Source organism: Azonexus sp. (assembly GCF_041909095.1).
In the GTDB taxonomy this organism is placed as follows: domain Bacteria; phylum Pseudomonadota; class Gammaproteobacteria; order Burkholderiales; family Rhodocyclaceae; genus Azonexus.
The window spans coordinates 40,879-61,329 of record NZ_JAYREB010000008.1 but is presented as its reverse complement, the minus strand read 5'-3'; the positions used below and the strand labels follow the sequence as shown (position 1 = coordinate 61,329).

Sequence of the window (20,451 nt, the reverse complement as noted above, 5' to 3'; positions counted from 1 at the left end):
AATCACCATGTCCTTTGACGACGACGCCAGGAAGAAAGCGCTGGTTAATTGGCTACTGGGTATCGCAGCGTTTATTGCCTTGTTCGCCAGCGCCCAGTTTTTCTTTGGCTGGCTGATCGGCTTTGTCGTGATTACACCCGTTATCGGCGTCGCGGTTTCGGTTTTTCTCGTGAAGCACGGCGCCGGCGTAACGTTTCGCTGGCTAAAGCGCATGGCGCTCAACGATCAGCAAGGTATCCACCACGCTTTCCACGACCATCCTGTCCGCGTTCGCTGGCAAAACAACGATTGCCAAACGCTGGCAGCGGATGTGTTCGACATTCTTCACCACCAAGCCGATACCAACCTCTTGCGGCGACTGGCCCTGCAATATGGGAACGATGGTTTTTTCAGGGATGAGCGTGGGGCTTGGTGGTTCAGCGGATCAGCCCTGCTGGATTGGTTGCATCGCCGCTCGCAATCGCTGGATCAGCAAACCCTGCGTCTGCACCGCTGGTTCAATAAGGAGGTATTTCCGCCCATGCGCAAAAAGGCGGAGTTGGGTGGAGATGCCGCATCCGTCGGCAAAGGCTGAACAAAGCAGAGGCGGAGCGACAGGTTGAGGACGCATCCGGGGGCCGAATTAACACCTGGAGCGGCCACTTGAATGTCTTGCGCTCCAGTCGGATGACGGTCGGCTGTTGGCCGACAGCCGCCGCCTGCAGTCGTTCGGAGCACCGCCTCCGATAAACCCGCAGTCAGTTTCCCGCCTGTCGCAACCTGATCTCCGGCGAGTCAACGCAAACAGGCCGCCCATCGGGCGGCCTGCTTCGATTCAGTCTTCTTCCCGCGCGATCAGAAGTGGTATTCGGCGCGGATCATCGGGGTCTTGGCGAAGGCGCCGTCGCCGGCCGCGCCCTTGTGGTCGTTGCCGAACTTGTTGCGCCAGTACTGGTATTCCAGGCCGACGCGGAAGGTCTTGGCCTTGGCGCCGACCAGGCTGCTGGCGTCGTACATGATCATCGCGTCGATGTTGGTTTCCGGCTTGGTCGGGCCGCCGAATTCGTTCTTGCCCTTGGACGCGATGTAGTTCAGGTAGCCCTCGAAGGAGAGCGGCAGCGAGCCGAGCGGGATGCCCCAGGCGGCGGTGAGCATGGGGTGGGCGTCGTAGTGGTAGCGCTGCGGATGGGTGCGCGGGGCGTTGCTTTCCCACAGTTGCAGGACGCTGACGTTGAGGAAGCCAGGGACGTCGAACATCACCGTCGGGCCGGCGACCAGCATGCGCTTGCGCGACTGGTAGCTGTCGCCCGACTTGTTGTTGTAGTCGAAGCCGGCGGTGAAGCCGACGCCGCGCAGCGGGCCCCATTTGAACATTTCCGGTTTGCCGGCGATCTTGCCGAAGTCGAGGGTGTGGCGATAGACGACGTAGGCTTCGTGGGCGCCGCTGCTGCCGTTGAGCGAATCCTTGTCGTCGGAGAGCAGCATGTCGACGTTGAGGAAGTTGGTGCCGTACTTGTAGCCGCTGACGTGGCCGAAGTTGAAGATGTTCTTCCTGATGTCGTTCTTGTTGAACGGCTCGCCAAACTGGGTGCCGTAGCGCCAGCCGATGTAGGTGTCGCTCCAGTCGGCGGCGCTGGCGCCGGTGATGCCGACGGCGAGCAGGACGCTGGCGGCGACGATGGACTTCTTGGCAAACATGATTGAACCTCCTGGTTTTTGAGTTTGGGTGATCTCGGGCGGATGCTGCGGTGCAGCAGCCTGACGATGGGCAAAATCTATCAGGAAGCCTCGTCCGTATCCGACATAACCCGTATCGCTCAAACCATATAGTCGGTTTCATATATCCCGTTGAATATAATGGGATTGTCTGGCGATAAATATCGATTTTCCATGCACGGGAAGGGGGCGTTTTCGCGCCATTGGCACCAATTTGAGGCGCGTTTTTCCGCCAGATTCGGGAAAAACCGCCCGTCGGGCACTCAGGCACCAGTCCGGAAAATTCGCTTGCTAAAAATATTCCTTTAAAACAGTGGCTTGTTGTTTGGCACGGCGATTGCGTAGGGACGGCCATTACAAACCGTTCAGGAGAATCGCTCATGTCCGTTCCCTTCAATGCCTGCCGCCGCCTGCTGCTTGCCGCCGGTCTCGCCTGCCTGACTGCCCCCGCGCTCGCTCAGGCGCCGCTGAAACTCAAGTTCACGCTGGACTGGCGTTTTGAAGGGCCGTCGGCGCCTTTCCTGCTGGCCAAGGCCAAGGGTTACTTCGCGGCCGAAGGGCTGGATGTCGAGATCGACTCGGGTTCCGGCTCGGCCGGCGCGGTGACGCGCGTTGCCACCGGCGCCTACGAGATGGGCTTTGCCGACTTCAACGCGCTGGTCGAGCACGACGCGAAGACGCCGGGTTCGAAGATCCAGGCCGTCTACATGGTGTACAACGCGACGCCGGCTGCCGTCTTCGTGTTGAAGAAGTCGGGCATCACGAAGCCTGCCGACCTCGTCGGCAAGACGCTGGCGGCGCCGGTCTTCGACGCCGGGCGCAAGGCCTGGCCGGCTTTCGCCAAGTCCAACAAACTGGCGGTCGACGCGGTCAAGTGGCAGAGCGTCGAACCGGCGCTGCGCGAGACCCTGCTGGCGCGCGGCGACGTGGATGGCATCACCGGTTTCTACTTCACCAGCCTGCTCAACCTGGAAGCGCGCGGGGCCAAGCCGGAGGACATCGTCGCCCTGAAGTACCCGGACCACGGTGTCGCGCTGTACGGCAACGCGATCATCGCCAGCCCGAAGATGCTCGCCGAGCAGCCCAAGGCGGTGGCTGGCCTGCTGCGCGCCTTCAACAAGGCGCTCAAGGAAACCATCGCCAACCCGGACGCCGCCATCGCCTACGTCAAGGAACGCGATCCGCTGATCAACGTCGCGCTGGAAACCCGCCGTCTCAAGCTGGCGCTCGAATCGAGCGTGATCACGCCGGAAGTGAAAGCAAACGGGCTCGGTGCCGTCACCGCCGAGCGCCTGCAGCGCTCGCTGGCCGAAACCGTCGAAGCCTACGGTCTGCCGACGACGCCGAAGGCCGCCGAGCTGTTCAACGCCGCCTTCCTGCCGGCGGCCGCCGAACGCGCGCTCAAGTAAGGCGCCCCGGGCCGGCGGCAGCCGCCGCCGGTCGACGCTGTCACCAATAGGGAATCCGCATGTCTTTCGTCAAGTTCGAGAACGTCAGCCTGGCCTACGCGCCGGGCGGCGCCAACGCCATCGAGGAGGTCAGCCTGGACATCCGCGAAGGCGAATTCGTCGCCGTCGTCGGTCCGTCCGGCTGCGGCAAATCCACGCTGATGAAGCTGGTTTCCGGCCTCAAGCCGCCGAGCAACGGTTACGTCTTCGTCGATGGCCGCGAGGTTGGCGGGCCGCTGAAGATCGTCGGCATGGCCTTCCAGGCCGCCAACCTGCTGCCCTGGCGCAGCACGCTGGACAACGTGATGCTGCCGCTGGAAATCGTCGAACCCTTCCGCAGCAATCTGAAGAAGGAAAAGGCGCAATACACCGCCGACGCCGAAGCGCTGCTCGCCCGCGTCGGCCTGGCCGGCTACGGCGACAAGTTCCCCTGGGAGCTGTCCGGCGGCATGCAGCAGCGGGCGTCGATCTGCCGCGCGCTGATCCACCAGCCGCGCCTCTTGATGCTCGACGAGCCTTTCGGCGCGCTCGACGCCTTCACCCGCGAGGAACTCTGGTGCATGCTGCGCGACCTCTGGCAGGAGAAGCCGTTCACCGTCATCCTGGTGACCCACGACCTGCGCGAGGCGGTCTTCCTCGCCGATACCGTCTACGTGATGAGCAAGCGCCCGGGCCGCATCCTGGTACGCAAGGAAATCGAGCTGCCGCGCCCGCGCCCGCTCGATGTCACCTACACCGACACTTTCGCCGCCTACGTGCATGAACTGCGCGACCACATCGGCCGCATCCGCGAATCCTGAGGAATCCCCATGGCCATCAAAACCTCCACCGCCATCAAGGCCGCGCCCTGGCTGCTCACCGTCGCCATTTTCCTGGTCTGGGAAATCATCTGCAGCGGCCTGAAAATTCCCGACTACCTGATGCCGGCGCCGAGCGCGATCTGGGCTTCCGGCCTCGAATACGCCGGGCCGATCATGATGCACGCGCTGCAGACGCTATGGACGACACTCGCCGGCTTCGCCCTCGCCGTTGTCGTCGGCATGCTGCTCGGCCTCGCCGTCGGCGCCTCGCCGCTGGTGTACAAGGCCTGCTACCCGCTGCTGGTCGGCTTCAACAGCATTCCCAAGGTCGCCTTCGTGCCGGTGCTCGTCGTCTGGTTCGGCATCGGCACCATCCCGGCCATCCTCACCGCCTTCCTGATCTCCTTCTTTCCGGTCGTGGTCAACGTCGCCACCGGGCTGGCGACGCTGGAACCGGAGCTGGAAGACGTGCTGCGTTCGCTCGGCGCCCGCCGCTGGCAGATCCTGGTCAAGGTCGGCATTCCGCGTTCCTTGCCCTTCTTCTTCGCCTCGCTGAAGGTGGCGATCACGCTCGCCTTCGTCGGCTCGGTGATTTCGGAGACGGTCGCTTCCAACCTCGGCATCGGCTACCTGATGATGTCGGCCAGCTCGTCGATGAACATGCCGCTCGTCTTCGCCGGGCTGATCGTCATCGGCGTCATGGGCGTCGTCATGTACGAACTCTTCGCGCTGGCCGAGAAGCGCCTCACCGGCTGGGCGCACCGCAACCCGAACGCGCCGGGTTGAGTTTGGGGCTGGCGTGACGCCGCTCGTCTGAAAGGGTGGGAAAGTCGTTGTCATCGGGGTATATTCGTCCGGAATCATCCTTTTGGTCTGAATTCAGGGTGGTGCCCCAATGGCTTTCCGCAACCCGACGCTGCGCCTGTCTCTCCTGGCCGCGGTCATCTGGACCGTGGTACTGGTGCTTTCGCTCGTCTGGAATCTGCAGCAGGTCGGCAAGCGGGCGATGTCGATGGCCTATGCCGAGGCGCGCGCCAACCTCAACAAGGATATTTCCTTCCGTCGCTGGGGGACCTACCACGGCGGTGTTTATGTGCCGATCACCGAAACCCAGAAATCGGTGCCCTGGCTGTCCCATGTGCCGGGACGCGATGTCACGACGACCGACGGTCGCCAGCTCACCCTGCTCAATCCGGCGTCGATGCTGCGCCAGATGATGGACATGTACGCCGAGGCCTACGGTATCCGCGGGCGGATCACCGGTCTCAAATACCTGAATCCCGGCAACGCGCCGGACGACTGGGAGCGCCGGCAACTCGAAGCCTTCACCCGGGGCGAGCGCAGCGAGGTCTGGGAAACGAACGAGATCGGCGGCCAGCCCTACCTGCGTTACCTGCGCGCCATGTACATGGAAGAAGGCTGCCTGAAATGTCACGCCATCCTCGGCTACAAGAAGGGCGACATGCGCGGTGCCACCGGTCTGAACCTGCCGTTGGCGCCCTATATGGAACGGATCGCCGATTCGCGTCGGCAACTCGCTGTGAGCCACGCCCTGATCTGGCTGCTCGGTCTCGCCGGCATCGCCTTTGGCGCCCGCATGTCGATCCGCTGGGAAGGCGAGCGTGAAATCGCGCAACAGGAACTGCTGCGCCATCGCGACCGTCTGGAATCCCAGGTTGCCGAACGGACGGCGGCGCTTTCCGTAGCCAAGGAAGCGGCCGAGACAGCAAGCCGGGCGAAGAGCACCTTCCTCGCCAACATGAGCCATGAACTGCGCACGCCGATGAACGGCATCATGGGCATGCTCGACCTTGCCCTCAGGCGCAGCAGCGACCCGAAGGTTCGCGAACAACTGCTGAAGGCGAGGCAGTCGTCGAAGATCCTGCTCGCCGTGATCAATGACATCCTCGACTTGTCGAAGATCGAAGCCGAACGCCTGGTGCTGGAGAGCATCGAATTCCGCCTTGGCGAAGTCCTGGAAAACGTCACCAGCCTGATGGCCGAGCGGGTCGCCGAAAAGGGCCTGCAGCTGCGCGTCGATCTCGCAGACGAGCTGGCCGGCCTGGTTTTCCGGGGCGATCCGCTGCGCCTCGGCCAGGTGCTGCTCAACCTGGCTGGCAATGCAGTCAAATTCACCGCCAGCGGCAGTGTCACCCTGCGCGTTCGTCAGCTTGCCGACGAGACCCAGCGCATGCAGTTGCGTTTCGAGGTCGAAGATACCGGCATCGGCATTGCGCCGGTCGAACAGCAACGCCTCTTTGAAGCCTTCGAGCAGGCCGACAGTTCGATGACCCGCAAGTACGGCGGTTCCGGCCTTGGGCTGGCGATCTGCAAGCAACTGGTACGCCTGATGGGCGGTGAAGTGGGTGTCGACAGCGAGCCGGGGCAAGGTAGCACCTTCCATTTTTCCGTCTGGCTGGCCAGGGTTTCAAACCATCCGCTGCCCGTCGGCCAGGTGGCTGCCGGTGCTGCCGGCGAGAGCACGTACTGGCAGGATTTCGCTGGCGTGCGGGTGCTGCTCGCCGAAGATGAACCGATCAATCAGGAAGTATCGCGCGGTCTGCTCGAAGACGCCGGTTTCGTTGTCGATCTCGCAGAAGATGGCCGGGTCGCGGTCGAGCTGGCAAACTGCCGTCCCTATGGACTGATCCTGATGGACATGCAGATGCCCAACATGAACGGCCTCGATGCCACCCGCGCCATCCGCGACGGGGAAATGAACCGGCATACGCCGATCGTCGCGATGACCGCCAACGCCTTCGACGAAGACCGCAAGACCTGCCTCGACGCCGGCATGGACGACCACGTCAGCAAACCGGTCGACCCCGAGCGCCTCTTCCTCACCCTGGCCCACTGGCTGACGCGCAGTTGCAGGGAGTAGCAGGCTCTTGCCGCTGCTGGCTCAGCGCTGGCGGACGACCCTTTCCCCCAGCACATGCGTCGCCGTCACGCAGCGTTCGTCGCCGAGGATCATCAGCGCGAACAGCGTGGCCGCCAGTTCGTCGGTCTTTTCCAGCCGGAATTCGAGTTCCGGCGTCGCGCGCGGGTTGAGGACGATGAAGTCGGCTTCCTTGCCGGCGGTGAAGTTGCCGATGAAGTCGTCGAGGTAGAGCGCCCGGGCGCCGCCCAGCGTGGCGAGGAACCAGGCGCGCAGCGGCGGTAGCGGGCGGCGGTGGACTTGCGAGACCTTGTAGGCTTCATCGAGCGTGCGCAGCATGCTGAACGAGGTGCCGCCACCGACGTCGGTGGCCAGGCCGACGCGGATGCCGGCGTCGACAGCGACGGCGTGGTTGAAGAAGCCGCTGCCGAGGAAGAGGTTGGAGGTCGGGCAGAAGGCGGCGGCGGTGCCGGTTTCGGCCAGGCGCGCGGCTTCGGCCGGCGACAGGTGGATGCAGTGGCCGTAGATGCTGCGCGGGCCGAGCAGGCCGTGGCGGTCGTAGACGTCGAGGTAATCGCGCGCTTCCGGGAACAGCGATTTGACCCAGGCGATCTCGTCGGGATTTTCGGCCAGGTGTGACTGCACGTGCAGGTCCGGTTTGCTCCGGTACAGCTCGCCGGCCAGCGTGAGTTGGGCCGGGGTCGAGGTCGGCGCGAAGCGCGGCGTCACGCAGTAGCGCAAGCGGCCCTTGCCGTGCCAGCGTTCGATCAGCGCGACGCAGTCGCGCTCGGCGTCGGCGACGGTGTCGCACAGCGCGGGCGGCGCGTGGCGGTCCATCATGACCTTGCCGGTCAACATGCGCAGCCGGCGTTTTTCCGCGCCGGCCATGAAGGCGTCGACCGAGCCGGCATGCACCGTCGAGAAGACGGCGGCGGTGGTCGTGCCGTGGGCGAGCAGGCGGTCGAGGAAGTAATCGGCGGTTCTGGCGGCGACTTCCGGATCGGCGAAGGCGGTTTCGGCCGGGAAGGTGTAGTCGTTGAGCCAGTCGAGCAATTGCCGGCCGAAGGAGGCGATCACCGCCGACTGCGGGTAATGGCAATGGGTGTCGACCAGGCCGGGCAGGATCAACTGGTCGCCGTAGTCGATGACCTCGGCGGCGGCGCGTTCGGCCGGGGCGATGCCGGCTTCCACCGCCGCGCGCGGGCCGGCGGCGGCGATGCGGCCGGCGACGATCCACAGCGCGCCGTCGGGAAAGTATTCGTAGCTGTCGGCGGCGTCCTGTTCGCCGGGGTCGGCAAGGAAGTGGAGGACGCGGCCGAAGACCAGTTGTTTGCGGGTGAGGTTCATGTCAGTGCGCGGTGTTGGCCAGTTGCCGCGCCAGCCGGTTGTGTTCGGCAACCAGCGGCGGCAGGTCGAGCGGCAGCAGGTGGCCGTCGGCGACCACCGGCTTGCCGTTGATGATCGAGTGGCGCACGGTCTGCGGCGTGCAGAAGACCAGCGCGGCGACCGGGTCGTGCACGGCGGCGCCGGCCAGGTCGAGGCCGCCGGTCGGAAAGGCGACGATATCCGCGCTCATGCCCGGTGCGAGCGCGCCGATGTCGTCGCGGTTGAGGACCTTCGCGCCGCCCAGCGTCGCAAGTTCCAGCGCCTGGCGGGCGCTCATCGCCGCCGGGCCATGGCCGACGCGGGCGAGTAGCATCGCCTGCCGGGCTTCGCCGAGCAGGTGGGCGGCGTCGTTCGAGGCGCAGCCGTCGACGCCGAGGCCGACGTTAACGCCGGCGGCGCGCATCGCCGGAATCGGCGCGATGCCTGAAGCCAGGCGCATGTTCGAGCACGGGCAGTGGGCGACGCCGGTGCCGCTGCGGGCGAACAGGCTGATGCCCGGCGCGTCGAGCTTGACGCAGTGGGCGTGCCAGACGTCGTGGCCGACCCAGCCGAGCGATTCGGCGTATTCGGCCGGCGTCATGCCGAACTTCTCGCGGCTGTAGGCGACGTCGTTGTCGTTTTCGGCGAGATGCGTATGCAGCGAAACGCCGTAGCTGCGCGCCAGTTCGGCGGCGTCGCGCATCAGCTCGCGGCTGACCGAGAAAGGCGAGCAGGGCGCGACGACGATGCGCTGCATGGCGTGGCGCTTGGGGTCGTGCCAGGTTTCGATCAGGCGCTGCGTGTCCTTGAGGATGGCCGCTTCGTTTTCCACGAGACGATCCGGCGGCAGGCCGCCCTGGCTTTCGCCGACGCTCATGCTGCCGCGCGCGGCGTGAAAGCGCATGCCGATGGTCGCCGCGGCTTCGATGGAATCGTCGAGCCGGCTGCCGTTCGGGTAGAGGTAGAGATGGTCGCTGGAGGTCGTGCAGCCGGAGAGGATCAGCTCGGCCATTGCGGTTAGCGTCGACACGCGGATCATTTCCGGCGTCAGCCCGGCCCAGATCGGGTAGAGCCGGCGCAGCCAGCCGAACAGTTCGGCGTCCTGGGCGCCGGGGATGGCGCGGGTCAGGCTCTGGTACATGTGGTGATGGGTGTTCACCAGGCCGGGCAGGGCGACCGTGCCGGCCAGCGAGATCACTTGATCGGCGGTGGCCGGCAGCTCGGCGCTCGGGCCGACCGCCTCGATCACGCCGTCGCGGATGAAGACGCCGCCGCCGGGGATTTCGCGGCGGGTTGCGTCCATGGTGACGAGGACATCGGCGTCCCTGAGTAGCAGAGTGGTCATGGCAGGAAGGGCTTACCCAGCGAAGCCGGCAGGTTCAGTTGCAGCAGCTTGCGGTCGCGCGAGATGACGACCAGCACGATGATGGTGGCCAGGTAAGGTAGCGCCGCCAGCAGTTGCACCGGCACCTCGATGCCGAGACCCTGGGCGTGGAACTGCAGGATGGTGACGAAGCCGAACAGGTAGGCGCCGAGCATCAGCCGGGTCGGCTTCCAGGTGGCGAAGACGACCAGCGCGACGGCGATCCAGCCGCGCCCGGCGCTCATGTTCTGGACCCACAGCGGCGTATAGACCGTGGATAGGTAGGCGCCGGCGATGCCGGCCATGGCGCCGCCGAAGACCACCGCGCCGTAGCGGATGGCGATCACCGGGTAGCCGATGGCGTGGGCGGCGTCCGGCGCTTCGCCGACCGCCTTGAGCAGCAGGCCGAGGCGGGTTTTGGCGAGGGTCCAGGCGACCAGCGCGAAGGTGGCAAGCGACAGGTAGACCACCCAGTCCTGCTTGAACAAGGCTGGGCCGAGCAGCGGGATGTCGGCGAGCAGCGGGATGGCAATCGCTTGCAGGCCGGGCAGGCTGTAGCTGACGTAATGCTGGCCGATGAAGGCCGAGAGGCCGATGCCGAAGATGGTCAGGGCGAGCCCGCAGGCGGCCTGGTTGGCGGCCAGCGACAGGGCGAAGAAGCCGAACACGGCGGCCGCCGCGGCGCCGGCCAGGGCGCCGGCCGGCAGCCCGGCGGCGACGCCGTGGCCGCTTTCGGCAGCGGCGGCGAAACCGGCGATGGCGCCGATCAGCATCATGCCTTCGACGCCGAGATTGATGACGCCGCTGCGTTCAGCGACCAGTTCGCCGAGGCCGGCGAAGATCAGCGGAGTGGCGGCGGCGAGGGTGCCGGCGAGGATCAGGGGCAGGTAGTCGAGCATCGCGGTCTCCGGTCAGCGGGCGCGGCGGCGCAGGCGGTTGTCGATGAAGGCGTCGGCGCCGAGCAGGAAGAACAGCAGCATGCCCTGGAAGATGCCGGTGATCGCCGCCGGCATCTGCAGGCTCAGTTGCGCCGCTTCGCCGCCCAGGTAGATCAGCGCCATCAGGCCGCCGGCGAGCACGATGCCGAGCGGATGCAGGCGGCCGAGGTAGGCGACGATGATGGCCGCGAAGCCGTAGCCGGGCGAGATGTTGAGGTTCAACTGGCCGACCGGCCCGGCGATCTCGCCGACCCCGGCGAGGCCGGCGGTCATCCCGGAAACGACCAGGCTGAACCACACCGTCTGCTTCGCCGGAAAACCGGCGTAGCGCGCCGCGGCCGGCGCCTGGCCGCCGACTTCGAGGCGGTAGGCGAGGAAACTTTTGGCGTTGAACAGCCAGAAGGCGAGCACCGCGAAGATGACGATCCACAGCGAACTGTTGATCCGCATGCCCTCGGCCAGCAACCCGAACAGCGCCGCATCGCCGAACATCACCGACTGCGGGAAGTTCATCCCCTCCGGGTCGCGCCAGGGGCCGTGCATCAGGTAGGACAGCAGGTGCGTGGCGACGTAGGTCAGCATCAGCGTGGTCAGCGTTTCCTCGGCGTTGAAGCGCGTCTTGAGCAGCGCCGGGATGGCGCCCCACAGCGCGCCACCGATTGCGCCAGCAAGGACCATCGCCGGCAGCACCCAGGCGCCGCCGGTTTCGCCGTAGGCGATGCCGATGCCGCCGCCGCACAGCGCGCCGACGATCAACTGGCCTTCGGCGCCGATGTTGTAGATGCGCGCCTTGAAGCCGATGGCCAGGCCCTGGGCGATGAGGATCAGCGGGCAGGCCTTGAGCAGCAGTTCGCTCCAGCCGTAGCTGGTGGTCAGCGGTTCAACGAAGAAGACGTGGAAGGATTCGAGCGGCGACTTGCCGAGCGCCTCGAACAGCACGGAGCCGACCAGCAGCGTGGCGACGATGGCGATCAGCGGCGCCGTCCAGCGCATCAACTGCGACGGCTGGGCGCGGGGTTCAAGCAGATGCATGGCTGGTCTCCCCTTCGGTGAACAGGCCGGCCATCTGCAGGCCGACCGACTCGGCGTCGGCCTGCTCGCGCGGCTGCGGCGCCGACAGGCGGCCGGCGGCGAGGACGGCGATGCGGTCGCTGATTTCGAACAATTCTTCAAGCTCCTCGGAAATGACCAGGATGGCGACGCCGGTGCGCGACAGGTCGAGCAGCGTCTGGCGCAGGAAGGCCGAGGCGCCGACATCGACGCCCCAGGTCGGCTGGGCGACGATCATCAGTTTGGGCGCCAGCATGATCTCGCGGCCGACGATGAATTTCTGCAGGTTGCCGCCTGACAGCGAGCGGGCGGCGGCGCCGCTGCCCCCGCAGCGCACGTCGAAGCGGGCGATGCACTGCTCGGCGAAAGCCTGCGCCTTGTCGAAGGCAACCAGCCCCCAGCGCTTCATGCCCTGGCGGTGGCCGGTGAGCAGCGCGTTGCGATCCAGCGGCAGCGCCGGTACCGCGCCGCGCCCCAGGCGTTCCTCGGGAACGAAGACCAGCCCGCGGTCGCGGCGGTGGCCGGCGTCGAGGTGGCCGATCGCTTCGCCGGCCAGCCAGATGGCTTCGCGATCCACCGTCTTCTCGCCGGACAGCGCGGCCAGCAGCTCGGCCTGGCCGTTGCCGGAAATACCGGCGATGCCGACGATCTCGCCGGCATTCACGGTCAGCGAGACGTGGTGCAGCGAGGTGCCGAAAGGATCGTCGGACGTTACGCTGAGGCGGTCGACCTCGAGCACCGGATGGACCGGGCCGTGGTAGGGCGGCGCCTCGCAGACCGGCAGTTCGCGGCCGATCATCAGGCGTGCCAGCGAAGCCGGCGTTTCCTCGCGCGGGATCGCGTTGCCGGTCACCTTGCCGCCGCGCATGATGGTCGCGCTGTCGCACAGCGATTTGATTTCGTGCAGCTTGTGGCTGATGTAGAGGATGGAAACGCCTTCGGAAGCCAGCCGGCGCAAAGTCTCGAACAGCTTCTGCACCGCCTGCGGCGTGAGCACCGAGGTCGGCTCGTCGAGGATCAAGAGCTTCGGGTCTTGCAGCAGGCAGCGGACGATCTCGACCCGCTGCCGTTCGCCGACCGACAGGCTATGCACCCGCCGGTGCGGGTCGAGCGGCAGGCCGTAGCGTTCGGAAACTTCCTTGACCCGCACCGCCAGCCCGGCGAGGTCGAAAGGCTCGTCGAGGACCAGGGCGATGTTCTCGACCACGCTCAGCGTCTCGAACAGCGAGAAGTGCTGGAACACCATGCCGATGCCCAGCTTGCGCGCCTGCGCCGGGTTGGCGACGGCGACCTGACGGCCGTCCCAGAGCATCTCGCCGCTGTCGGCCTTGACCGCGCCGTAGATGATCTTCATCAGCGTGCTCTTGCCGGCGCCGTTTTCGCCGAGGATGGCGTGGATCTCGCCGGGCATCACGCTCAGGCTGACGTCGTCGTTGGCGACGACGCTGGGGTAGCGCTTGCTGATGTGCAACAACTTGAGACGGGCTTCGGGCGGGCTCATGCTTACTCCGGCTGGTCGGGGCGAACGGGGGCGGTACTCAGGCGCGGACGGCCGGCCTGGTGCAGCAATTGGCGTGCATGATGCAGGCTGAGCAGTTCGGCGGCAACCGCCAGGGCAATCGCCGCCGGTTCCTTGCCGACGATGCCGGGGATGCCGATTGGGCAGGTCAGCTCGGCCAGACGCCGCGGATCGAGGCCGCGGTCGATGAAACGGCGTTCGAAGCCGGCGCGCTTGCTGCGCGAGCCGATCAGGCCGAAGTAGGCGAAATCGCGGCGGCGGAAGATCGCCTCGCACAGCGAGAAATCGAGCGCGTGGCTGTGCGTCATGACGACGAAGAAGGTGCCGGCCGGCGCCTGCGCCACTTCGGATTCGGGCAGGTCAGTGGTGCGGATGTCGATCCCGCTGGTGTCGAATCCGGCAAAAGCCTCGTCGCGCGTGTCGATCCAGGTGACGGCGGCGCCGAGCGGCTGCAACTGGCGGACCAGCGCGCGGCCGACGTGGCCGGCGCCGAAAATCCACACCGGGAAGGCGCTGCCGGCGATGTCCTGCACGAAATGCCAGTCCTCCGGCCCGCCGAGCAGCGCGGTGGCGCAGGCGGCGGCGCCGGTGTGCCAGGTCGATGCCGTATCGCCGGCGGCCAGCCGGCGTTGCAGGCGGGCGCCGCCGGCCAGCGCGGCGCTGCGCTGCGCCCAGGCGGCAGCCGCGCTGGCGGGGATCAATTCATAAGCCAGCCAGACGACGCCGCCGCAACACTGGCCGAGCCCGGCGCCGAGCGCGTAGCGCACCACCTGCGGCCGACCGCCAGCGGCGCGCAGGCGGTCGGCGTGGGCGGTCGCCTGCCATTCGAGGTGGCCGCCGCCGATGGTCAGTTCGGTGTCGCTGGCGCCGACCAGCATGGTCGTCCCGGCGTCGCGCGGCGCCGAGCCCTGGACGGCGGCGACGCTGACCAGCACGACATCCTCGCCGGCAGTGAGGCGGGCGGCGAGCGGCGCGACCCAGTCGGCAGCCATCTCAGCTTCTCCCGCCGGCGAGTGCACGGAGGATCGCTTCCGGCGTTGCCGGCGCGTCGAGCTGCAAGGGCTGGCCGGCCGGCAGCGCGGCGGCAACCGCGTCGCGCAGCGCCTGGTACACCGAGAGGGCGAGCATGAACGGCGGTTCGCCGACCGCCTTCGAGCGGTGGATGCTGTCCTCGACGTTGGCGTTGTCGTAGAGGCGGACGTTGAACACGTCCGGCAGGTCGCTGGCGGTCGGGATCTTGTAGGTCGACGGGGCGTGGCTCATCAGCTTGCCGTCCGGCCGCCACCACAGTTCCTCGCTGGTCAGCCAGCCCATGCCCTGGACGAAGCCGCCTTCGATCTGGCCGATGTCGAGCGCCGGATTGATCGAGCGGCCGGCGTCGTGGAGGATGTCCACGCGCAGCACGCGGCTCTCGCCGGTCAGCGTGTCGATGGCCACTTCGCAGCAGGCGGCGCCGTAGGCGAAGTAGAAGAAGGGGCGGCCGAGCTTGGTCACCGGGTCGAAATGGATTTTTGGCGTCTTGTAGAAACCGGCGTCCCACAACTGGATGCGGGCGCGGTAGGCGCGCATGACGAGGTCGGCGAAGGCTTCGTCGAAAGCGCTGCCGGCCCGCACGCGGCCATCGGCAAATTGCACATCGGCGGCGGCGACCGCGCCGTTGGTCAGTTCGCTGACGAAGGCGGCGAGCCGTGCCTTGATGTTGTTGCACGCCGCCTGCGCCGCCTTGCCGTTGAGGTCGGTGCCGCTGGAGGCCGCAGTGGCCGAGGTGTTGGCAACGCGCCGGGTGTCGGTGGACGAGAGGCGGACGTCGTCGAAAGGCAGGCCGAATTCGTGGGCGACGATCTGGCGCACCTTGGTGTACAAGCCCTGGCCCATTTCGGTGCCGCCGTGCGAGACGAGCACGCTGCCGTCGGTATAGACATGGACCAGCGCGCCGGCCTGGTTGTAATGCGTGGCGTTGAACGAGATGCCGAACTTGACCGGGGTCAGCGCAATGCCGCGCTTCAAGACCGGGCTGCCGGCGTTGAAGGCGGCGATCGCCGCGCGGCGGGCGGCGTAAGCGCAATCGCGTTCGAGTTCGGCGACCAGCGCCGGGGCGACGTTGTCCTCGACGGTCATGCCGTAGGGCGTGCTGCTGCGCGCGCCCGGTTCGACGTCGTAGAAGTTGGCGCGGCGGATGGCCAGCGGATCGCGCCCCAGGTGGCGCGCGATGTCGTCGAGCACGTTCTCGATGACGAACATCCCCTGTGGCCCGCCGAAACCGCGAAACGCCGTGTTGGAAACGCGGTTGGTCTTGCAGCGCAGGCTCTTCAGGGCCACCGCGTCGAGGTAGTAGGCGTTGTCGATGTGGCAGATGGTGCGGTCGTTGACCGGCCCCGAGAGGTCGGCCGAGTGGCCGCAGTCGGACGCGAATTCAAGGCGCAGGCCGAGCAGACGGCCGCTGTCATCGAAAGCGCTTTCCCACTGGTAGCGGTAGGGGTGGCGCTTGCCAGTGGCGACCATGTCGTCGTCGCGGTCGAGGCGCAGTTTGACCGGTTTGCCGGTATTGACCGCAAGCAGCGCGGCGAGGCAGGCCCATTGCGCCGACTGCGATTCCTTGCCGCCGAAGGCGCCGCCCATGCGCCGGCATTCGACGCTGACCCGGTGGGCGCGCCAGCCCAGGCAGTGGGCGACCATCTGCTGCATCTCGGTCGGGTGCTGGGTCGAGCAGAGCACGTGCAACGTGCCGTCGTCGCCCGGCTGGGCATAGGAAATCTGGCCTTCGAGGTAGAAATGCTCCTGGCCGCCGAGCACGGCGCTGCCGCTCAGCCGGTGCGGCGCGCCGGCAAAGGCGGCGTCGACGGCGCCGCGCTGCATGGCAAACGGCGGCAGCACCCAGGATTCGGCGGCAATCGCCGCGTCCATGTCGAGGATCGGCGGCTCGCTCTCGTAGTCGATCTTGGCCAGACGCGCCGCCCGGCGGGCGATGTCGCGCGTGTCGGCGGCGACGACGAAGACCGGCTGGCCGAAAAAGCTGACCGTGTCGGCAGCGAGGATGGGGTCGTCGTGCAGGATCGGCCCACAGTTGTTGTCGCCGGGAATGTCGGCGGCGGTGAGCACGGCGCGCACGCCGGGAAAGCTGCGCACGGCGCTGAGGTCCATGCTGCGGATGCGGCCACGGGCGACGGTCGATAAACCGGGCGCCGCGTGCAGCGTGCCGGCGGCTTGCGGCAGGTCGTCGACGTAGTGCGCCTTGCCGCTGACGTGCAGGCGGGCGCTTTCGTGCGGCAGCGGGCGGCCGATCAGCGAGGTGCTCATGCCTTGTCCTCCGGGGCAATCGGCGCCAGCGCGGCGAGGCGCACCGGCGTGCTGGCGCCCGAGGTTTCCAGCCAGAAGCGTTGCAGCAGGTTGGCGGCGACGCTCAGGCGGTAGGCGCTGCTCGCGCGCACATCGGTGAAGGGGGCGAAGTCGCTGCCCAGCGCGTCCATCGCCCGGCGCACGGCGGCGGCGTCCCAGGGCCGGCCAAGCAGCGCCGCTTCGGCGGCGGCCGCCCGTTTCGGCGTCGCGGCCATGCCGCCGAAGGCGAGGCGGGCGCGGCGGATGCAGCCTTCGTCGTCGATATGGACGGCCAGCCCGCAGGCGACCGCCGAGATGTCCTGGTCCAGCCGCTTGGCCACCTTGTAGCTGCGGAAATGGCGTTGCAGCCCGGCGGCCGGCGCGTCGAGGACGAGCGCGCGGACGAACTCGCCGGTCTGCAGCGCCGTCTTCTGGTAATCGAGGTAGAAGTCTTCCAGCGCCATTTCCCGCGTCGCCGCGCCGCGCTGCAGCACGATGCGCGCGCCGAGGGCGATCAGCGCCGGCATCGAATCGCCGATGGGCGAGCCGTTGGCGACGTTGCCGCCGAGCGTGCCGGCGTTCTTCACCGGGGTCGAGGCAAAACGCCGAGCGAGTTCGGCCCATTGCGGCTCGAAGGCGGTGAGCGCCGCGAAGGCATCGGTCAGGGTGGCGCCGGCACCGATTTCCAGCCGGCCGGGGCCGATCTGGATGCGCTTGAGTTCGCCGACGGCGCCGGTCAGGATCAGTTCGCCGAGGTCGCGTCCCTGCTTGGTCACCCACAGGCCGACGTCGGTGCCGCCGGCGACTAGCCGGGCATTGGGAAGTTGCTCGCGTAACTCGGCCAGTTCGGCCAAGGTGCGCGGGCTGTGGCTGCGCCGGCCGTCGCCGAGGTAATCGAGCGGCGGCAGCGCGGCCAGCTTCTGCAGGGCGGCGATCACCGGCAGGCGGTCGAGGCGGCGGCGCGGCAGCGCGTAGGCGTCGCGCGCGGCATCGACGATGGGCCGGTAGCCGGTGCAGCGACACAGGTTGCCGGACAGCGTGTGGTCGATTTCGTCGCGTTCCGGACAACGGTCCTGGTTTTCATAGAGGGCGAACAGCGACATGGCGAAACCCGGCGTGCAGAAACCGCACTGCGAACCGTGCCGGTCGACCAGCGCCTGCTGCACCGGGTGCAGTTGTTCGCCAGCCGCCAGGTCCTCGACCGTGAACAGCGCCTTGCCGTCGAGCGCGGGCAGGAACTGGATGCAGGCATTGACCGCGCGCAGGCGCAGTTCCTCGGCGCCGGGCGCGCCGACCAGTTCGCCGATCACCACCGTGCACGCGCCGCAGTCGCCTTCCGCGCAACCTTCCTTGGTGCCGGTCTGCTGCAGGTCCTCGCGCAGGTACTGGAGCACCGTGCGCGTCGGCGCCGGCCCTTGCACCGACTGGATGGCGCCGCGGAAATAGAACTGGATCGGACGTTCGGACATGGACGGAAAGTTCGTTGATGGCATGGACCAAAGTTAGCACAGGGCAAACGCGTCGGGCAGCGTCCGTCATGGATAAGGACTATGTGAGCTGGCTTATGGTTCGCCCGCCAGATAACGGGCAGGCAATCTCAGCCGGCGGATAGAGTCAAAATGGAAAACCCTAGGAATCTTGTCATTTCGCCCCATGCGCCTTTAAGACCTTGATCAGGTGGGGCTGAGGACTATTCGCGGATTGCAGTGCGGTCAATCCGTTGGCATTTTTTACGTTTACGCCGACACCTTTGGCAATCAGCAAATTCACCATGTCGAGATTGTCGTGAACCGGAATGACTCTGGACACCGCTACATGCAAAGCGGTTCCCATTTCACTAAGTGCGTCAATCTCAGAACCGCTTTCAAGTAATAACTTTGCTATATCCGTATTGTCTGAGTTAACGGCGTCATGCAATGGGGTGCTGCCCTTCTGATCCTGCGCCTTAACATCCGCTTTGTTCGCCAAAAGCAGTTTTACCATATTCAATCCACCTAAAGATGCCGCGTAATGAAGTGGCGTACTCCACCTGACATCCTTGGCATTGACTTCTGCACCTTTGGCTATAAGGTATTTGGCAATATCTTCGTTATTTCCTGAAACAGCCAAGTGCAGCGGAGTGCTACCGTCGTTGCTCTTGGGGCTTATAGCGGTATTTCTCGACAAGAGCAACTCAACTAAGTCCAGACGGTTTTTAATCACAGCAGAATGCAGCGGCGTAAGTCCACGGCTCTCGATCGAATTCGGTTTTGCCCCTTTCGCCAGTAGCCAAGAAACCATGTCTTTGTCGCCCTGTGCTATGGCCTCATGCAAGAGCGTGTGGCCTTGAAATTTTGTGTCAATGCTTATCCCCGAGGAGAGTAATACCCGTAATTCAACAAGTTTTCTTGACCGTACCGCCTCAAAAAGAGGTTTCATTTTTTCGCGTTGGCTTGCGCGAAGTGCCCCAGAAGCAAGGACGCTTTTAGCACCCAATATTTTTGCGACTTCTGCTTTGTTGTATTTGATCGCTAACTGCAATGGAGTCTCACCTTGCCAATTTGCCGCACTACTATCCGCCCCGCGTTTTAGCAGCACTTCGACCGCTTCCGTACAACCAGCACTGGCGGCCCAATGCAATGGAGTCAACAAATCCGTATCCTGGGCATCAATATCAGCGTGTTTTGCAATCAACAGCTCTATAGCCGCTCTGTTTCCACAGTAGACTGCCATATGCAAAGGGGTTAATCCCCTTTGATCTCTCGCCGCGATGTCAGCCCCCTTTGCAATCATCATCTCCATGATTTCCACATCGCCAGCCATTGCAGCGTAGTGAAACGGTGTCACTCCCGCCTCCGAGCCTTTGTTCACATTCGCACCTTCTGAAAGCAATAGCGCAACCATTTTTGATTGCTTGGCCGTTGCAGCCAGATGCAGTGGCGTCGATTTCAGATAACCCCCGCGATTGATATCAGCCCCTTTGCTCAGCAGAAGTTCAACTACATCCAGGAATCCGTTTTCGGCCGCAGCGCCCAAGGGGGTTCCCCCTAATCTGGCGCTGCCATTGACGTCGGCCCCACTGTCAATCAGTAGCCTGACCATCTCCTTTTTCCCCAGGCTTGCAGCGATCTGCAACGGCGTTGAGTTCGGATTATCGTTGGCATCAAGGTCTATTCCCTTGGCAATGATCTTGCGGACTTGCTCAATATCTCCCGCACCGATGGCATCGGCGAGCAATACGGCAGGAGAATCTTCAACAATGGCCGCGTCCCACCACGCGCCAAACACGTCTCGCCAGGGTTGAAGGTCGTAGTGGTCGCCGTTGTATTTGACTTTGGCGCTAACCGATTTTCTATTGTCGCTAGATCTTGCCGTGAAACGAAGATCGAAAAATCCATGGGTCGAACTGGGTTCGACCGAAATGACAATATTGCCATCTACCCGTGCAACATCTTCGCCGCCACAACGGTTACCTCTGGCGTATCTCCAATGAGCCATGGTTTCTGAAAGCACAGGGCGAATGGCTTTGTCATCCACCACATAGAGGATAAGTTCATCGCCGAAGCCTCCTTCATAGGAACACCGTTCCCTGAACGTACTCAAGCGAAGTCCAAACGCTCTGGTACTAGCTGACAGTATGTAAGGCGCTACGTCCAACTTCAAAGAGTAGCTATCCACTTCCGTTGTCGCATCTTCAGGTATGGCGCCGCTGTAGGCAGCAATCACCTTCTTGGTGGTGACATCTAACACTGCAATTAGTAACTTCTTTTCGTACTCGACACCGGCGTCGTATGCAAAGGCAGCAATGACTCGCCCGCTTTCTCTGGGCCAGTCTTTACACACACCCGCAACGATCAGCCCACCGTTTTCAACGCTCGGGTACATGCCATCGCTCGGGTAGGCGAATTCACTGAGGTGAAAATACTTGCCTACACGTTTCACGATTGCTTCGCTGCAACGGTTGGCGTCGCTCACCGGCGTTGACTGTGCCAATGCACATTGGCTAAACCAAGCACAAACCAATAGCGCAGCATTTAAGGGCGTTCTGAATAGTTTCAAATGATTCTCCCTAGCCTGTCTAACAGGCCGTTGAATTTTCCC

Annotated in this window: 15 protein-coding genes; 5 read left to right on the top strand and 10 right to left on the bottom strand. The window is 65.1% G+C overall.

Features of this window, described 5'->3' with window-relative positions; translation table 11 throughout:
• The first annotated feature begins 7 nt into the window (after positions 1 to 7).
• Positions 8 to 574 (top strand): hypothetical protein, encoded by a 567-nt coding sequence (locus ACE3OV_RS14250; protein ID WP_374328014.1) that lies wholly within the window; start codon positions 8 to 10, stop codon positions 572 to 574.
• A 260-nt stretch (positions 575 to 834) separates the two neighbouring features.
• Here the strand turns inward: ACE3OV_RS14250 and ACE3OV_RS14245 are convergent, their stop codons facing one another.
• The gene (locus ACE3OV_RS14245) at positions 835 to 1,677 is read right to left on the bottom strand and encodes a hypothetical protein (protein ID WP_374328012.1); all 843 of its coding nucleotides are present in this window, start codon (positions 1,675 to 1,677) and stop codon (positions 835 to 837) included.
• A 398-nt stretch (positions 1,678 to 2,075) separates the two neighbouring features.
• Between ACE3OV_RS14245 and ACE3OV_RS14240 the strand changes: the two genes are divergently transcribed.
• The 4 genes from ACE3OV_RS14240 (at position 2,076) to ACE3OV_RS14225 (ending at position 6,824) form a co-directional block, all read left to right on the top strand.
• Positions 2,076 to 3,104: an ABC transporter substrate-binding protein gene (locus tag ACE3OV_RS14240; protein ID WP_374328010.1), complete on the top strand. Its 1,029-nt coding sequence runs from the start codon at positions 2,076 to 2,078 to the stop codon at positions 3,102 to 3,104.
• A gap of 59 nt (positions 3,105 to 3,163) precedes the next feature.
• Entirely contained in the window at positions 3,164 to 3,943 is a 780-nt protein-coding gene (locus tag ACE3OV_RS14235; RefSeq protein WP_374328009.1) for an ABC transporter ATP-binding protein, read from the top strand.
• Between the two features lie 9 nt (positions 3,944 to 3,952).
• Entirely contained in the window at positions 3,953 to 4,729 is a 777-nt protein-coding gene (locus ACE3OV_RS14230; protein ID WP_374328008.1) for an ABC transporter permease, read from the top strand.
• A 109-nt stretch (positions 4,730 to 4,838) separates the two neighbouring features.
• Complete coding sequence (locus ACE3OV_RS14225) at positions 4,839 to 6,824, top strand: ATP-binding protein (protein WP_374328007.1); 1,986 nt, start codon at positions 4,839 to 4,841, stop codon at positions 6,822 to 6,824.
• Positions 6,825 to 6,845: 21 nt separating this feature from the next.
• On the opposite strand, the gene guaD is transcribed toward ACE3OV_RS14225, so the two are convergent.
• The 9 genes from guaD to ACE3OV_RS14180 form a co-directional block, all read right to left on the bottom strand.
• Positions 6,846 to 8,168, bottom strand: coding sequence for a guanine deaminase (guaD, locus tag ACE3OV_RS14220; RefSeq protein WP_374328006.1), 1,323 nt, complete (start codon positions 8,166 to 8,168; stop codon positions 6,846 to 6,848).
• Between the two features lies 1 nt (position 8,169).
• Positions 8,170 to 9,531, bottom strand: a complete 1,362-nt coding sequence (locus ACE3OV_RS14215; RefSeq protein WP_374328005.1) for an 8-oxoguanine deaminase — start codon at positions 9,529 to 9,531, stop codon at positions 8,170 to 8,172.
• Positions 9,528 to 10,448, bottom strand: coding sequence for an ABC transporter permease (locus tag ACE3OV_RS14210; RefSeq protein ID WP_374328004.1), 921 nt, complete (start codon positions 10,446 to 10,448; stop codon positions 9,528 to 9,530). The genes ACE3OV_RS14215 and ACE3OV_RS14210 overlap by 4 nt, the downstream gene beginning before the upstream one ends.
• 12 nt (positions 10,449 to 10,460) lie before the next feature.
• Positions 10,461 to 11,519 carry an ABC transporter permease gene (locus ACE3OV_RS14205; protein WP_374328002.1) on the bottom strand — a complete coding sequence of 353 codons (1,059 nt, stop codon included), beginning with the start codon at positions 11,517 to 11,519 and terminating at the stop codon, positions 10,461 to 10,463.
• A complete protein-coding gene (locus ACE3OV_RS14200; RefSeq protein WP_374328001.1) occupies positions 11,506 to 13,038 on the bottom strand; it encodes an ABC transporter ATP-binding protein in 1,533 nt (510 codons plus the stop codon). The genes ACE3OV_RS14205 and ACE3OV_RS14200 overlap by 14 nt, the downstream gene beginning before the upstream one ends.
• 2 nt (positions 13,039 to 13,040) lie before the next feature.
• Positions 13,041 to 14,048 (bottom strand): xanthine dehydrogenase accessory protein XdhC, encoded by a 1,008-nt coding sequence (xdhC, locus tag ACE3OV_RS14195; protein WP_374328000.1) that lies wholly within the window; start codon positions 14,046 to 14,048, stop codon positions 13,041 to 13,043.
• A 1-nt stretch (position 14,049) separates the two neighbouring features.
• The gene (gene xdhB / locus ACE3OV_RS14190) at positions 14,050 to 16,353 is read right to left on the bottom strand and encodes a xanthine dehydrogenase molybdopterin binding subunit (protein WP_374327997.1); all 2,304 of its coding nucleotides are present in this window, start codon (positions 16,351 to 16,353) and stop codon (positions 14,050 to 14,052) included.
• On the bottom strand, positions 16,350 to 17,840 hold the full coding sequence (xdhA, locus tag ACE3OV_RS14185) for a xanthine dehydrogenase small subunit (protein WP_374327995.1): 1,491 nt from the start codon (positions 17,838 to 17,840) through the stop codon (positions 16,350 to 16,352). The genes xdhB and xdhA overlap by 4 nt, the downstream gene beginning before the upstream one ends.
• 172 nt (positions 17,841 to 18,012) lie before the next feature.
• On the bottom strand, positions 18,013 to 20,409 hold the full coding sequence (locus ACE3OV_RS14180; RefSeq protein ID WP_374327993.1) for an ankyrin repeat domain-containing protein: 2,397 nt from the start codon (positions 20,407 to 20,409) through the stop codon (positions 18,013 to 18,015).
• Positions 20,410 to 20,451: the final 42 nt, after the last annotated feature.